Below are 17,300 nucleotides of genomic sequence, written 5' to 3' on the forward strand. Positions count from 1 at the left end.
GAAATATGTTCTTCAATTCCTGCCTCAACCTCAAATGTCTTTGGAATTTGAATTGCTTTGTTTGCAGGATATTTTGTAACCAGTTCACCTATCGGTTCCGATTTGACCGGCGTTGCATGGCTTACTGATTGTCCTGTGAGTTTATCACCAATATTCGTAAAAGCAAAATCGTCAATCCAAAGTCGTCCCGAAGAGTTTAGTGTCATATTAAAAAGACTGATATATCTTACCTTGTTAAGATGAAGCATATCGCTCATACCGAGGTCGCTTATCCTAAATTTATACTGTTTCCATTCCGTGCTGTTGACATCGAATGCGATACAAAATCTTTCAAACTCACGTTTCTTGAAATTTGAACGCTGTTCATTTTGATTTGTACCTTTTTCCTGTTCAAAACGCAGTATAAAGCGTTGCTTAGAACCATCGCCCTTTGCCCAAAATGTAAAATATTCAGCATCGCCTATATCCCAAGACTTAGGGATTGTTGCCCTCGCCTGCCCTCCATACGAACCTTCAGGGCAATTATAGCTAAACATAACAGGATTCGAGCCTTGTCCCCTGCTTTCTTCAACTGCATTAGTAACAGTAAACGAGTCTGTTTCTGTGTTTTCATCGTCTTCCCATGCCTTCCATGTCATACTTTCCTTTTGGGTAACGCTCGATACCGTAAAAGGCTTTATTTCTTCGTATGGCAGTCCTCCTACTTTTATATTATCAATTATAAAACTGCCGGGACCGTCATCAAGAGATGTAAAGAGTACAGACTTAATTTGTGTTGTATCAAGTATCCCTTGCTCATTCTTAAACAAGCTTAATGGAAAAAACCAGTCCTTCCAGTTATCATGTAAATCCATCTGCATATAAGTTGTAAATAATCTACCATCTTTCAACTCAAGTCCAATTCCGATTTTACGCATATCACCGTCGCCTTTTATTCTCACGGCAAGCCATTTTGCACCGCTCAAATCAGTATCTTTATCAAAATCAGCAATCGCAGCACTGTCCCAACTATCAACACAGCTTCTGTCAAAATCAATAAGCTGACCTCTGCCTTCATAACCACTATCTGTTCGTTCTGTCCTTACTTCTTTGCCATACACTTTAAAGTCCACGGTATTATCGTCAAAATCAATAATATGTTCCCAAGTCGAAAGTGGTGATGGGTCGACATACTGTCTATCTTTTTCCTCCGGACGTGTTTCAGGCTCTTGAAGCATTTTATATTTCATATATATACCCGAATAATTTGATGGTGTAAATGTGTCATAGTCCATAAACATATTTGGATTTGCACCCGTGTGAAAAGACCATGCCGTATAGTTAAGTTCATTACGGTCAATAAAATCATGGATTTCGTTCATCCATACATGTGGATATTCGCAAAGATAATTGTCATACCAATCAAAAAGTCTTTCTCCCCAGTGTCCATATTCACCCACAAGTATAGGAGCTTCATCTACAAGACACTCTACGGCTTTTTCAACCGGATTATATTCCGGCTTCATTGGATAAATGTGTGTGTCATAGATTACACCGTTACCCGTTTTATCCTCTAATTTATAGCCATGTTCCATGCCGTTATATCCATCGCACAGACCGTCAAAATAGTATGACCAATCAAGACCGCCCGCAATTACAATATTTTTTGCACCCTTGTTGCGTATCATATCCAGAATTTCTTGATGACCATATACACGCTGTGTTTTCTTTCCATAGCTGTCGGTAGTTTCAAGCATACCGCCGTTACGCCACATTTTCCAGTCAATATCATGAGGTTCATTGAGCAAACCGAATATAACTCCCGGATTATTTCCATAAACCTCTACTGCATCATTCCAGAAATCCTTCTGCTGTTCTGTAATAGCATAAAATTCATGCAGATTAAGTATTACATACTTTCCGCGTGATGTAATTTGATTAATTACATTATCAACCATTTTGCGGTAATCACCATAACTCTTACCCTGATACCATTCTTGTCCAAACCAAAATTTAGAATGAACGCACAAACGAACACAATTTGCATTCCAACTGTCACAAAGAAGTCCTACTCTCTTCATAAGGTCATTATCTCCGCCTGTGGCCCACTGCAAATCCGGAATATTCGCTCCGGTAAGCCTAACCTTTTCGCCTTCAGCATTATATATGTATCTGCCTTCAACATGAAGCTCCGAGGGTAATATCTTTTGTACCGTTCCAATTTTAGCTTGTGCTGATTCCTGTACAAGCAACAATGACATGCTAAAAACTGCAACAAGTAAGCAACTGATAACTCTTTTTATTTTCATAGTAAACTCCTTATTCGAATAAATATAAAATTATTCTTTTACTGAACCTACCGTCAATCCTTGAATAAAATATTTCTGGAAAAACGGATAAACAAACAATATAGGTAAAGTCGCTATTATACAAAGTGCCATTCTCGCACCTTCCTTAGGAACATTAGCGAGAAGATTTGCCGAACCCATCTGAGCTGAATTTTCGGTCAAATTCTGAATATTTGAAATCATACTTTGTAGAAGATACTGGAGATTATATTTTTGAGGCTCTGTTATATAAAGAAGCGGAAGCCACCAGTCATTCCAGTAAGTAAGTGTTGCAAACAGTGCAATCGTTGCCAATCCAGGTAAAGATATGTGCAGAACAATCTTAAAATATATCTGATACTCATTTGCCCCGTCTATCTTCGCCGCCTCTATTATTGCAGTCGGTATTGACATTGAATAGAATGACCTCATTACAATTACGTGCCATGCATTCATAACATAAGGAAAAATAAGTACCCATATACTGTTCTTCAGATTAAGAATGCCTGTTGTCACCATATATCCTGCCACTGTTCCACCACTGAAAAGCATTGTAAAAAACGCTATAAATGTAAACAGTTTTCTGTATTTAAAATCCTTTCTGGAAAGCGGATATGCATATAGTGCAACCACCAATGTACTCATAAGAGTTCCTACAATCGTAACAAAAATAGTTACACCATATGCTCTTAAAATCATTTCTTTAGATGTAATTATATATCTATAAGCATCAAGACTCCATTCTTTAGGAATAGCATGAAAACCAAACTCTGAAATTGCCGATTCACTTGTAAACGATGCTCCAAGAACCACGAGCAAAGGATAAACACAAGCTACTACAATAAGAAAAAATATAAAATAAAGAATAATGTCCGAAACTTTGATTTTACGTCTTTTTTTCTTAGCCGGAGCTTTAACTTCCGGCTGTTTGATACTATCTATGATATTAATTTCTTGTTTCTTCACTGTTATACCTCCTTTTAGAATAATGCGTTTTCGGGGCTTATTTTCTTCACAATAAAATTAGTTGTCATAACAAGTATAAATCCAACAATTGATTGATAAAAAGCTGCCGCTGAAGCCATTCCTACACTTCCCGTACCCGCTGACATCAACATATTATATACGTATGTACTGATAACATTTGTAGCCGGATAAAGGGCACCGGTATTTAACGGCACTTGATAGAATAAACCAAAATCGGAATTGAATATCTTTCCGACATTTAAAATTGTAAGAACTACCATAAGAGGAACAAGTGCCGGCAATGTTATGTATCGTATTTGCTGCCATCGAGATGCTCCGTCAACCTTAGCGGCTTCATAAAGCGAGGTGTCAATTCCTGCTATACCTGCAAGATATACAACACTGCCATATCCCGTTGTTTTCCAAAAGTTTACTATAACAAGAATCCATGGCCAGTATTTCGGATTTGAGTACCAGTCTACACCTTCTAATCCAAGTGCCGGAATAAGACTTCTATTTATCAGACCGTTCTCAACGTGAAGAAATGCCAGCACAAGAAAGCTTACAATTACGTATGATAAGAAATGCGGCATAATTACTACTGTCTGGCACAGCTTTGAAACTGCTTTATTCCTCAATTCAGAAAGTCCGATTGCCATTGCCACATTAAATACAAGACCGCCGAAAATAAACAACAAATTATATGCTATCGTATTTCTCGTAATAACCCATGCGTCCGGACTGCTAAACATGAACTCAAAATTTTTGAGTCCATTCCACGGGCTTGCCCATATTCCAAGATCATAACGATACTGCTTAAACGCAATTATAATACCAAACATTGGCAAATAATTAAACAGTATAAAAAATATTAATCCTGGAATGCACATTGAGAGCAAGGAACCATTTTCTTTTAAATCTCTTATAAGGCTTTTCTTTTTTTTCACGTCTCATCCACTCCTTAAAAACTTAATAATTGCAAGGATTAAAGAGATATATAAATCTCTTTATCTTGCAATTATTATAACATGTACTATTTTTCATTAAAATGAGGTAAACTTTAAGCTAGGTGGTTTAATTTATAAAAAGTTTGTCACATTGATTATCGGGTGAAGATTTGTAAAATCATCAAATATAAACACTTTCATAGTTTGATGCTCAGCATCTGTAACATTCAAGTCAAGCATCAATTCACCGTCTCCGATTATTTTCTGCCCAGCCATACGAACTGTATCAATCACACCGTTTTCTTTATACACAGCTACAATCATTACCATATTTGTATCTTTTTCAATATCAGATGCTATCGCTTTTATTTTTATATCTCCATTTGTAAGATTAGTGATTTCCTTTCCGTCAATTTCTGCTGTTACTTTAACAGATGAAAACAGAGTTGTTTTTCCTTCTGTTTCCGACAGTGTCATATTATCAAAGATAATCTCACCAGTTCTCGCTATCTCTTTGAGTTCATCTGCACTCATTGCCTTTGTGTCGTCTGAATTATTATCAAGATTGGCATTCTCAGCCGCTTGAAATGTAACAGTGCCTATCTCCGTCATATTAACAATATTTTCACCATTTACAAACTCCGAAAGCGGAACACTGATTTTCGCCCAATCGCCATGAGAATCAAGTTCAAATCTCCTCGTATAACGTGTACCACTTGTAAGCGTTCCATCGACAGTGTTGCCCGTTGAAAAACTTATTTTTACAGCTCCTTTACCCTTATAATCAAAGTTTAGGTACTCAGCCCCCTTTGCACCATTATTTGTCCACACTGCAGGAGCCGGCACAAAAATTTCGCCGGCATAATAAGTTGCCGATTGATAGTAAACACAGAAAGCCGTACTTCCATCAACTCCGCCGTCCTGCAGCCATTTTGCTTTTATATAGTCTTGATAATCATTCGACTTATTTTTGAATCCTCCCCATGTCTTACCGCTTGCGAACTTAGTATCCGCTGTTTCAAAATCCGCAACATACGATATTTCTGTCGGTTGAGTTGTCGCTTCCGGAGCAGCTGTCGGGGAAGTTGTATCCTGTTCCGCAAGCGTGATGTTATCTATTACTACACATCCTGTTACAGCTTTTTCTTCAAGTTCATCTGCACTCATCATCTTTGTTTCTTCAGCATTGTTATCGAGGTTTCCACTTTCTGCCGCAGAAAAAGCCATTCCTACCACATCTGTCAACGGCACTTCATTACCGTTATTTACAAATTCAGAAAGTGGCACACTGATTTTTTGCCATTCATCATTTGTGTTTATAGTCACTGTATGACCATATCGTATTCCGTTTACAACCTCGCCCGTTTCAAGAGATATTTTTATTTTTCCTTGTCCCTTAGCATCAAATTCAAGACACTCTGAATTTTTATTTATTGCCCATTCCTTTGGTATTGACATAAATATCTCTCCGGCATACCATGTGGCAGCTTTGTAAGTCAGTTCAAGAGCACAACCCTCTTTACCGTTTTCAGTTATTTCTGACTTTATACTGTCACTGTAGGTCTTATCATTGTTATTAAATCCTGCCCAGGTCTGCTTATGACTGAGAGTATAAGTATCAAAATCTATGGTTCTTGTTGTATTATCCGGTTTCTCTGTAGGTTCCGGTGTTGCATTTGGATTAAGAACATTCTCTCCGACATTGGACAACTCCATATTGTCAAAGATTATACTTCCGTTTCTCGCTTTCGCTTCAAGCTCCGCTGCCGTCATTGCTTTCGTTTCAGAGGCACTGTTACTCAAACCGCCGTTTTCGCCCGCTTGGAATGTCACGCAGCCTATATTGGCTATTGTTACAGGATTTCCGTTATTTTTAAATTCCGAAAGTGGAATACTTATACTTTGCCATTCACCGTTTGTATCGGCATTAAGTTTATAACTGTACTTTGTACCTTTCGTAAGAGTGTCTGTTGCGGCACTTCCTGTTGACAGGCTGATATTTACAATACCTTTGCCATTGTAATCAAAATTAAGGTACTCAGCATCCGCACCGTTTTGCCAAGCTACAGGAATTGGGAAGAAAACCTCGCCTGCATACCATGTCGCAGCTTTGTAGGTTATGCGAAGTCCTGTTGAATTTTCCTTTCCACCATCGGCTACCCATTCTGGTTTGACAAAATCACTATAATCGCCGGCTGTGTTTTTAGTTCCGCTATATGTTGTGCTATTACCAAATTTCGCATCTGCAGACTCAAAATCAGCCATATATGACACGTTTGTCGCAAAGATAGCACAGTTTATTGAAAAAAATATTGACATCGCGATAATTAATGAAACTAATTTCTTCATAACTAAATCTCCTAAATATCCCTCATATAAGTATAGCGGTCAAAGACCGCTATACTTATACCTAATTATTTGTTCTTGTTATTGCTTGTTCTTGTTCGCAAGAAATTCATCATACTGTTTCTGTGCTTCTTCAATAATTTTGTCAATGCCGGCAGCCTTAAGTTTAGCGGCATATTCTTTCATAATCGGCTCAGGGTCCATTGAACCCATAATTACCTGTTTACGATACTCGCTCTTAACTGTCTGACATGCCGCTATTTCCGCTTCTACCGCAGTATTATCGAATTTAAAGCCATAATCGATAGGTTTCTTAGCCTCTGCGTTAAATGCTTTCAGAGCCTCAACCTTATCAGGGCTTTCTCCTTCTGTAAGATAATTTAGGAATACATTTCCCTGCATCCACTGATAACCTTGTAACGTATACGATGTATCATCCGGAATTGTTATAGTATTATCATCAATCTTGGTGTAATGTTTTCCTTCAATACCATAGTTGATAAGGTTGCTGAGAGTTGCATCAGTGTTAAGTAGTTCAAGGAAACGAAGAACTCTTTCCGGATTCTTTGATGTTCTTGAAACAGCAAGCATCGAACCTGTTCCGGCTCCATTATCCTGCCATATATCCGATACTGTTGATTGGTCAAGTTCAAAATCAAACTTAGCGGAAGTTTCCTTGGCCTTACCTGGTTTTAAGAAGTCCACATAACAGAAAGTTTTTCCGTCCTTTAATCTCTGCTCAAAATCCGTAGCAGTCATAATGTCTTTCTTTACAAGACCTTCGTTATAAAGCTTATTAGCCCATTTGCATGCTTCAAGATATTCCGGAGTTTCTACAAGATTTACAACCTTGCCGTCATATTTGTCTGTATCGTAGAAAATAACGGCTGTTCCTGCGATTTCCTCGTACTTCATAAGAGCTTCAGGTGTTCTGTCACTGCCCCAGTCAATCGGATATTGCATATTTGGTTCATTTTCCTTAATCATTTTAAGCACCGGTAACAGTTCGTCAAATGTCTTAATATTATCCATATTGATATTGTATTTTTCGGCAATATCTTTGCGATATGTCCAGCCTCTTGAATCTGCCATTTCCTTATATGTCGGTATCGCATAAAGCTTGCCGTCCACTCTTGCATTGTCGGCTATTTCTCCAAGCTGCTCAATTGTCTTTGGAATATATGTGTCAATGTAATCATCAAGTGCAAGCCATGCACCGTTTCTCGCATTTGCCGTATAAGTAAGAACTCCGGGTGTTGTCCATGCAATATCAAAATATTCACCCGCCGCTATCATTGTGTTTAGCTGCTTGCTGTACTGATTTGATTCCAGTCTGTGCATTTTCAGTGTAGCGTTAATTTTATCCTTAAGATAATCATTAACAGCAGCCTCTACGGAAGCAACATCCTCCTGTGGCATACCTTGCATATACCAGTTGATTTCATATGTATCCTCCGGTACAACATTAGGATCTTCACCGCCTGTTGCAACCTTGTTTCCTCCGCCACAGCCTGTAAGCACACCTCCAAGCATTAGCATGGCCAATAATGCCGCAATTTTCTTTCTCATAATTTTATCTCCTTTCTTTTTTGATAACGGTTCAGACGTTTCGTCCTTTCCCATTATCAGAACATTTTATATTGGTCTTTCTTTATGTTTAACATTATACACCATAGTATTTCAAATATAAATAGCGATAAACTTTAAAATGTGCATATTTTTTTAATAAAATTTATATCATTTCCTACTTGAAATAATATAAAAATATGTTAAAATGTTATATAGTTTAATATAAAGATAAGATAGGATGGAGAATTATGAATGTAAAGTTGTTAATTTGTGACGATGAGAAGATAATACGTGAAGGACTTGCTTCACTGGATTGGAATACCAGAGGTATTGAGGTAGTAGGAACAGCAAAAAATGGTGAGGTAGCATTTGAGCTTTTTCAGAAAATGCTTCCCGATATTGTTATATCAGATATAAAAATGCCAACAAAAGACGGCATATGGCTTTCAGAACAAATTCATAAAATTTCGCCTAATACAAAAATTATATTTCTTACAGGATACAATGATTTTGAATATGCACAAAGTGCTATTAATAACGGCGTATGTCAATATCTTTTAAAACCGATAGATGAATTTGAACTTTATAAAATAGTTGACAAATTAACAAAAGAAATACACCTTGAGCAACAAAAAGCAGAAAAAGAAATTGAATTACGCAAAACGCTTAGAAATAGCCGTTATTTTCTATTGAATTATTTATTTAATCGTGCACAATACGGTATTCTTGATTTTGAACTATTTGAGATATCTAAAAAAACTGCGGCAATGACGACATTTGTAATACGTCTTGATACAGACAGTACCAACTACGGAATGAATTTTATGATTTTTGAGGCACTAATCGAACATCTTCCTAAAACAATAAACTTTATTCCCTTTTTTAGTAATTCGGACCTCGTATTTATTTGCTGCTTTAACGAACCGGAAGGAGAATCCGAGCAAAAACTTTTCTCTTGTTGTGAGAATTTGGGAGACTTTATTGATACTGAATTTAACGTTAATTATAATATAGGAATAGGTATCTTTACTTCGGAAATATCCGAACTTGAGGCAAGCTATACCTCTGCATTGCAAGCACTCGATTACAGTGACAGACTTGGACAAGGAAACATTATTTATATTAATGATATTGAACCAAAATCACAGCTTTCGGCATATCAGTCAAAACTGATAGAAACCTACATAAAAGCACTTAAAAACAACGACGAAAAGCAAAGCAAAAAAAGCGTCAAGGAGCTTTTCGACGTTATGGAACGTTCTGATATGAATCTTTATAATCAGCAGCGACGCTGTATGTCACTTATTCTTTCAATTTCAGATGCACTCTATGATATTGACTGCGATCCAACAATCCTCTTTAAAAATACGGATGCGTGGTCATTAATCAGAAAAACTCAATCTCCTGCAGAACTTAAAACCTTTGTTGAAAATATTACAGATGTTATAATATCATATATTGAAAGTGTTCAAAAACAAAAGGCTGCAAATATAATAACTCAAGTAAAGGCTCTGGTCGAAAAAAATTATGCAAGGGATGCCTCGCTTGAAACGGTTGCTTCGCAAGTGTTTATTTCACCTTGCTATTTAAGCGTTATATTTAAAAAGGAAACTAATATAACTTTCAAAAATTATCTCATACAGACAAGAATTGAAAAGGCCAAAGAACTTCTTGAAAAAACTGATTTAAAAATATATGATATTGCCGAAAAAGTAGGATACAACAACACCCGCTATTTCAGTGAGTTATTTCAGCGTATCTGTGGTAAAACTCCATCGCAGTATAGAGCGAGTCACAATCCATCTATGCCTCAAGACATATAGGGAAAACACCAACTACGTTCAATGTCATTAATTTAAGGCAAACAAAAAGAATTAAGTTTAGAAATATACTTGAATGTAAAATAATTAAAAAAGTGCTTTACTGAGGTGAACTCGAATCAGTGGTGTGGTCAAACTATTTTATTATGATAATCCAAGACTGTAACCACAATCACTATTTAAGTATCCGTACAACTTTTAACTTAAATTCATAACTATATTTTGCCACAAAAAACCGACTTCCAAAAGTTAGATTTGTGGTCTAACTTTTTGGAAATCGGTTCAATACCTACATGTTTCCAAACCATTTTCTCATTTTGTGCCAAGCAATATCATATTAACTAATGACATTGCGGCTATGGTGGTTTTCCTGTTAAATATCACATTAGTTTATTCTTATTGCATCAAATCCTCAAATATTTTTCCTGTATTCATTGACGTTTCTTCATTATTAAAGAATTTAATAAGTGCTTCCTCCAGCTTTTTTAGATTCTCTCCATTAATACTTACTGTTGCAAAAGAGCTTGAATTTTGTACACTTTGCTTTATTCCCTTCACATGTGGATTTGCATCTAATATCATTTCATCGTCATAAAGTTCTCTTATTATCGGGATAAGCGATGTATCTCTTGATAGTCTTCTCTGCTGCTCTTTTCCATTCATAAAATCAAGAAATCTTATTGCTGCCTCTTGATTTTTTGAATTTGAGTTTATTGCAAGGGCATAACTTCTTACAAATTGATTTTTATTAGGCAGACTTGCTACCATTATATTTCCCTTAACTGCCGAAGTATCACCATTAAGCTTTTTCCATAAAGAGCTGTTTCCCATCAACATCGCTGCACTGCCAATTTTAAAGGCGGCTATTGTATCAGTGTAATTTTCAATATCTTTGTATTCTTCAATAAATTCCTTATATAGATTAAGCGTTTCTGCATAGCTTATGCCCATCGCCTCTTTTATTTCTATAATATTATACATCATATCTTGAATATCTGAGGTAGTAAGTCCCAGTTTAATAGGTAGTCCGAAATCGGAATTACGGCAAAGATTTATAATTCCGTCCCATGTTTCAGGAACGTTATGAATCTTATCGCTCCTATAAAATATAACATCAGTATCCATTCCCACAGGCATAGCATAAAAAGAATCATTAACAGAAAATCTTTCCTGTGCGTCAATTATATATCTGCTATTATCTAATAAAATCTCTCCATCAAGAGCCTTTATGTATTTCTGCTCAGCAAACTCCTTAGTCCACTCATCATTAATCCAGTATATATCGATTGAACTGTCTTTACCACTTAACGCCGAAACATATAGCTGATGCCTCTTTTCTGTTGAAGTGGGTGCATCAATAAATTTTACTTGAATATCTGGGTTTGCTTCATTAAATTCAGCTATATTTTGCGTGAAATCTGAGATATAGTTTGGTTTTATTACTTTTAAAACAGTAACAGCCTGTGCGGATTCCACTGTTTTCTCCACTGTGCATCCTGAACACATTGATAACATCACAGAAGCAAGCAAAAACAAAATAAGTAATTTTTTCATTAAAAACACTTCCTTTATAAGTCTTGCTAATAATATTATACCCTAAATACTTTATTTAGTAAATAGCGGAAAACTTTAAATAGTGCATATTTTTTTGTATTACTCTGCCAAATATTTTTATGACTTGAAATTTAATATGGTTATGGTATAATTATATCATAGAAGTGTTTTTATATATACCAATTTAACTTTATAATGATAAAACGGATTAGCTATATCCATAAAAATTCATAAACTTTATATTTTCAGTATTTTGCAATGGCTATTATATTATAAAAAGGAGGTGTTTGTCATGTCTGAAAAGTTCAATAATATGTCATTTCGTACAAAATTGTTGCTTTCATATATTACGGTTATTATATTATGTATCATTATTTTTGGTTTAACCGTATTTTCGAGCATTTCAAGAAGATTTGAAAATGAAATAACTGACAATAACGCACAGATAACAGGCCTCGCTGTCAATAATATGACAAATACCATGAATAATATTGAGCAAATTCTGTATAGTGTTCAAGCCAATTCGACAATTGAAAAAATGCTGACTGCGTCCAATCCTCCGTCTCCTTATGAAGAAATTGCCGCCATAGAACAAGAACTTTCAAAAATAGACCCCTTAAAAGCAACAGTATCACGTCTTAGTCTATATATTGAAAACCGTACATCATACCCATCTCCGTTTGATTCGAATGTGACCGCTTCCGTTTATTCCAAAAATGAGGTATGGTATAAAAACACAAAGGAACTGAACGGAAGCACATACTGGTGCGTTATGGATTCCTCTGATGCCAATGGCTTGTTGTGCGTTGCTCGTGCGTTTATAGATACGAGAACCCATAAAATACTCGGAATAATCCGTGCAGATGTTAATCTTTCGCAATTTACAAATGATATTGCACATATAAGTATGAACAATACAGGTAAGCTTTTTTTGGTATATGAAAATCACATAATAAACACGTGGAATGATAGCTACATAAACAACTTTGTAAACGAAAATGAATTTTTTAAAGCAATAAGTGCTGATTCCGATAAGCCTCAGCTTGTTCAGATAAACAAAGAAAAACATATTATAAACCATAGCCGGCTCAAGGACAGCTCTCTTATCCTTGTACGTGCTTCAAAACTTGATGATTTTAACAGTGATATACATATAATCGAAAAATCAATGATAACTACAGGAATTATAGCATTACTTGTCGCTCTAATATTCATTTTTATTTTTACACGTTGGCTTACAGCTCCTATAACAAAGCTTATAAAGCATATGGAACGCTTTGAAAATAACTATGAGCGTATACCGATAGAAATAACCTCTCATGACGAGATGGGCAAACTGGGTGAGTCCTACAACTCTATGCTCAACACCATAGATTCTCTCATAACCGATGTTGAAGATTTATATAAAAAACAAAAGATATTTGAACTTAAGGCTTTGCAAGCTCAAATTAACCCTCACTTTTTATACAATACCCTTGACTCAATTCATTGGATGGCACGTGCTCATCATGCACCGGATATAAGTAAAATGGTGTCCGCATTGGGAACTTTTTTCCGCCATTCTCTTAATAAAGGCAACGAATATACTACAATAGAAAACGAATTAAATCAAATATCAAGCTATGTATCTATACAAAAGATACGCTTTGAGGATAAATTTGACGTTGTATATGACATTGACGAAAATCTTCTGCACTGTACAATCGTAAAATTAACAATTCAGCCTCTTGTTGAAAATTCTATCATCCATGGTTTTGATGAAATTGAAGAAGGCGGTATGATAACAATACGCGTCTATTCTGAAGATGATTATATATTTATTGAGGTAGCAGACAATGGCTGCGGCACTGATACAGATGAGTTAAATAAAGCCGTTACTCGTGAATTGGACTACAGCGAACCAATCGAAAAATACGGGCTTACAAATGTAAATCTGAGAATTCAGTTATATTTTGATAAAACCTGCGGCTTATCATTTAAAACCAATGAAACCGGCGGTGTAACAGCCACAATAAAAATAAAGCGAAAAGAACCGGAATATAAAACTATTGATTTATAATTTTGTATATGAGGATTGACTGCAATTCAAATACCGAAAATAATATAACTCAATACTGCCGCAAACTTAATGCTTATTCAGCTTTGCACACTGTTATGAAGAATCTTTCATAACAGTGCTATCTTTGCCATGTTCCGGCAATACCGAGATTATATTCAACAGAATGTAACGAATGTCAAAAATAATTGACCGTTCATTATATTTATATAAAAGCACCTTGCTTTTTAAGTTCTTTTCTTAATTCTTCAATGTCAATGTCTTGCACGTTTATATTATTTACAGCACATATTCCGGCGGCAACACCTCCGCCATGACCTATAGCTCCTGCAATAGGTGATACACGTATTGCCGCTTGTGCCTCGAAATTTGCACTGATGCAGCGTCCGACTGTAATCAAATTTTTCACATTGTCAGAAATAAGCGAACGGTACGGAATATGATATATATCCCCATATTCTAACGAAAGTTTTGTTTTTTCATACATTTGGGTATCATTTCCCTCCGGAGCGTGAATATCTATTGGATAACCGCCGCAAGCAATGGTATCATCAAAATCTACACAGGATATAATATCCTCAGCTGTAAGCACATAGCTACCTTTCAGCTGACGTGAACCTCGTATGCCTATAAATGGACCCGTAAACTCAAGCTCTGCATTTTCAAAGCCCCGTACCTCTGTTTTATGCAATTCAAGCACTTCCCAAGCCTGCTTTCTTCCGAGAATTTCAGCACGAGTTAAATCCTTCGGTTCGGTGGGGTCTGCATTAATTATGCGTGTGGTATTTACAATAAACTCTCCTACCCTGTCTGTTTCAAAAAACAGAATATCCTCCCTCTGAAATGAAATCTTGCCTGTCTTTTGTGCTTTTTTCAATGTATTTACATACCCGCCTATAGATAGCTTTGGAGCACGGGTAACTTTGCTTAAATCACTCTTAAGCCGAGGAAATTCATCATTATTATTCATTATATATTCCTTGACTCTATCCGTATCAACATTAATAACCTTAAAATTCATTGTCATAGGCTGGCATTTTCCATCTGCCTCACGACCTTTGTTTGTTTCAAGCCCTGCAAGAAAAGCAAGGTCACAATCTCCGCTTGCATCAACAAACATTCTAGACTCTATACATCGTTTACCGTTTTTCCCATATACCTCAACAGAGTTTATTACGGCATTTTCGTATTCAACATCACAGACCACACTATGATAGAGAAGTTCAACACCGGCTTCTGCCATCATATCCTCAAGTTCAAGTTTCATTCCTTCAGCCGAAAACGGAGTAACTGTATATGTATAGCCCGTAGTATCAAAAATATGCCCCGGAGAGAACCCTTTATTCATTAATCTTTCTATAAGTTCATTCGTTACACCCCGAACAACTTGAACATCACCGGCATGAAACGTCATCATAGGTCCCGTACCACATGCTGTAAGTGTACCGCCTAAAAATCCATATTTCTCAATCAATATAACACTTGCTCCACATCTTGCAGCTGCTATTGCTGCCATACAACCGGATATTCCACCTCCGATTACCGCTACATCATACATTTTTTACACCTCCAAATTTTATATGTTGTTCCTCGCCCCTTGCAGCACAAGTATCAATCTCCATACATACATACGGTACAAGTTGTATTATATTAATTCGTTCGCTCTTACTTATTATTTCTTGTGCACTGTAGTCAAGCTCTATATAAATTTTATCTTGTTTCTGTGTAATATCAGATATAGAAAGTTCAAGCGTTCCACAAGTCTGCGTGGTCATCACAATACAACGCCTATCACAACTTATCCCCCCTGCACTGTGCGTCTTATCTTTCAAAAACACCACTCCGGTTGTTCCATTCTTTTTTACACACTGTATTGAATCAGAATTCTCAATTATCCTTATTCCACTTTTTCTGTAATAATCATTTATTTCTTCTTCATGGCATTTTGGAATAACTATATATTCGTAAGAAACGTCTTTTACCTTTCTTCCGTGTTTAATCCACATTGTAAGATACCTTCCCTTGTAACTCTTACCATCTGATTTTATGCTCATATTATTCCAATCTCCGCTTCGTATCTCTCGAAAAATATTTACCTCCTGTTCCTCCGGGAAACAGTAGCCCACATCATGACTACCACCAAGATAAGCTCCTTTTATAATATAACCTTCACTTTCTTCATTACCATGTACTGTAAATCTCGAATTATCTGTTACAAGTCGATTTTCAATTATCGTTTCTACTTCACTTTCTTCTTCACTGTTTATACAACTTCCAAGACAAACCACTTCTTTATCGAAGAAAAACCACGATTTATTCGCTTTCAGACTATTTTCATTTGAAATCAACTTCATTGTGCATACACCGTTTTCCCCTATGCCGCATCCTCCTGTAAAATCACCTGCGGCATTAATATTAGGTTTTACTGTCGAGCCTCGTAAAACAGTTGTCCCTGGTAGGCGTTGTAAATCTATTGTTTGCCAAAAAAAGTCCGACTTTGGCTCATTTTTTTTATAAATGTACATCATACCGTCCGAGGTATGATGAGCATTTTGATTTTCATCGTTAATTGATTCATATGCTGCAGTCCGTTCTGAATGCATGGCAAGACCTATCGTATAACCATTTCCGTGTTTAACAACTCTATCCATACTGTTAAATGCCATAAAATATGGCTTGATTTCTTTCGGTTTAATATTATTATCTTCTTGTAAATGTTCCGCAAGTTCTGCCGTAAATACTGAAGCATATTCAAAAAAATTATCTGTAATCTGTGTCTTGATCGTACCCTTCAATTCATTAAACTCAGGCATTTCACTTAATATAAGCATTGCCGAAAGTATGTGCGTACAAGCAAGGTCACTCTGCTCATAATAACGTGAAATTTCTCTGCCACGTACCATATCCATAGCTCTGCCATTATATATGAAAGGAAGATAGGATTTTTCAATCCATGTATTAATTATATCTGTATTTTTATTTTCAAATTCTGTATCTTTAAAAATATATAACATCGGTGCAAGTTCTTGTATAAGCGAGCGTCCGTAACCACAATTATATGGTATATTATCATGTTGAATAAATGAACCATCCTTATAAAAACCGTCACCGCTGTCTGTTATAACCATTACATCCTGTATACCGGATATAGCATTCTTTATACTATCGTTGTCTGAAAGTAATATTCCACGAACAGCAAAAATAACTGACTCCCAAAGTCTGTTAGCACCGGTAAGCTTTATCCTATCATTAAAATGTTTTTCCGCCGCCATATATCGTTTGAGTTGTGATTTGTCAGTATAATCATACATCAAGGTAAAAATACTGTTGATACTAAGAGGGATACCTATTTCCCAGTACCACCAGTTACCTTTAGGCACAGTAGTGTCATTATATACTTTTTCTAAAGTATTTAGTGCATTAAATATTTCATTTTTTATATTTTTATTATGATAGAATTGTGAGTTATTTTGAGAAAACGATATAGAAATGTCCAGTATTCCTTTCAGTGTTGCATTTATAACTCCCGGCTCATTTGATGTAATTGCCTTTTCTATACGCCCACCAAGCTGTACAAGCCTTTGTTCTGTGCGTTCATCTGATTGTAGTATGCAATCAGCCGTTTTTTTGCCGTTGTATCCTCTACCGCATAAAACATCAGAATATCGCTTTCTTAGTATGTTAAAATCCGTCATAATCATTCCTCCCATTTTTATATGTATCAATAATATCATAT

The 17,300-nt window shown here is 36.0% G+C and carries 10 protein-coding genes; 2 read left to right on the forward strand and 8 right to left on the reverse strand.

The window, feature by feature from the left end; all coding sequences use genetic code 11:
• The 5 genes from ACLTU0_RS04250 to ACLTU0_RS04270 all read right to left on the reverse strand — a co-directional run.
• Positions 1-2,288, reverse strand: a 2,288-nt coding sequence (locus ACLTU0_RS04250; protein ID WP_412321497.1) for a cellulase family glycosylhydrolase, incomplete at its 3' end; no start/stop codon positions are given.
• A 30-nt stretch (positions 2,289-2,318) separates the two neighbouring features.
• Positions 2,319-3,272, reverse strand: coding sequence for a carbohydrate ABC transporter permease (locus ACLTU0_RS04255; RefSeq protein ID WP_412321498.1), 954 nt, complete (start codon positions 3,270-3,272; stop codon positions 2,319-2,321).
• A gap of 14 nt (positions 3,273-3,286) precedes the next feature.
• Positions 3,287-4,162: an ABC transporter permease gene (locus tag ACLTU0_RS04260; RefSeq protein WP_117966605.1), complete on the reverse strand. Its 876-nt coding sequence runs from the start codon at positions 4,160-4,162 to the stop codon at positions 3,287-3,289.
• A 189-nt stretch (positions 4,163-4,351) separates the two neighbouring features.
• Positions 4,352-6,568 (reverse strand): carbohydrate binding domain-containing protein, encoded by a 2,217-nt coding sequence (locus ACLTU0_RS04265; protein ID WP_118446233.1) that lies wholly within the window; start codon positions 6,566-6,568, stop codon positions 4,352-4,354.
• A gap of 78 nt (positions 6,569-6,646) precedes the next feature.
• Positions 6,647-8,134, reverse strand: coding sequence for an ABC transporter substrate-binding protein (locus tag ACLTU0_RS04270; RefSeq protein WP_308456438.1), 1,488 nt, complete (start codon positions 8,132-8,134; stop codon positions 6,647-6,649).
• A gap of 248 nt (positions 8,135-8,382) precedes the next feature.
• Here ACLTU0_RS04270 and ACLTU0_RS04275 point away from each other — a divergent pair, with 248 nt between their 5' ends.
• Complete coding sequence (locus ACLTU0_RS04275) at positions 8,383-9,957, forward strand: response regulator (protein ID WP_147514798.1); 1,575 nt, start codon at positions 8,383-8,385, stop codon at positions 9,955-9,957.
• A 393-nt stretch (positions 9,958-10,350) separates the two neighbouring features.
• Here ACLTU0_RS04275 and ACLTU0_RS04280 read toward each other — a convergent pair whose 3' ends face one another.
• Positions 10,351-11,508, reverse strand: a complete 1,158-nt coding sequence (locus ACLTU0_RS04280; RefSeq protein ID WP_147514799.1) for an extracellular solute-binding protein — start codon at positions 11,506-11,508, stop codon at positions 10,351-10,353.
• Positions 11,509-11,800: 292 nt separating this feature from the next.
• On the opposite strand from ACLTU0_RS04280, the gene ACLTU0_RS04285 reads away from it, so the two are divergent.
• On the forward strand, positions 11,801-13,567 hold the full coding sequence (locus ACLTU0_RS04285; protein WP_412321499.1) for a sensor histidine kinase: 1,767 nt from the start codon (positions 11,801-11,803) through the stop codon (positions 13,565-13,567).
• Between the two features lie 202 nt (positions 13,568-13,769).
• On the opposite strand, the gene ACLTU0_RS04290 is transcribed toward ACLTU0_RS04285, so the two are convergent.
• Both ACLTU0_RS04290 and ACLTU0_RS04295 read right to left on the reverse strand, forming a co-directional pair.
• The gene (locus ACLTU0_RS04290; RefSeq protein ID WP_412321500.1) at positions 13,770-15,122 is read right to left on the reverse strand and encodes an FAD-dependent oxidoreductase; all 1,353 of its coding nucleotides are present in this window, start codon (positions 15,120-15,122) and stop codon (positions 13,770-13,772) included.
• Positions 15,115-17,259: a polysaccharide lyase 8 family protein gene (locus tag ACLTU0_RS04295; protein WP_412321501.1), complete on the reverse strand. Its 2,145-nt coding sequence runs from the start codon at positions 17,257-17,259 to the stop codon at positions 15,115-15,117. The genes ACLTU0_RS04290 and ACLTU0_RS04295 overlap by 8 nt, the downstream gene beginning before the upstream one ends.
• Between the last annotated feature and the right edge of the window lie 41 nt (positions 17,260-17,300).

Source organism: Hominilimicola sp., from assembly GCF_046972485.1.
GTDB lineage: Bacteria > Bacillota > Clostridia > UBA1381 > UBA1381 > Hominilimicola > Hominilimicola fabiformis.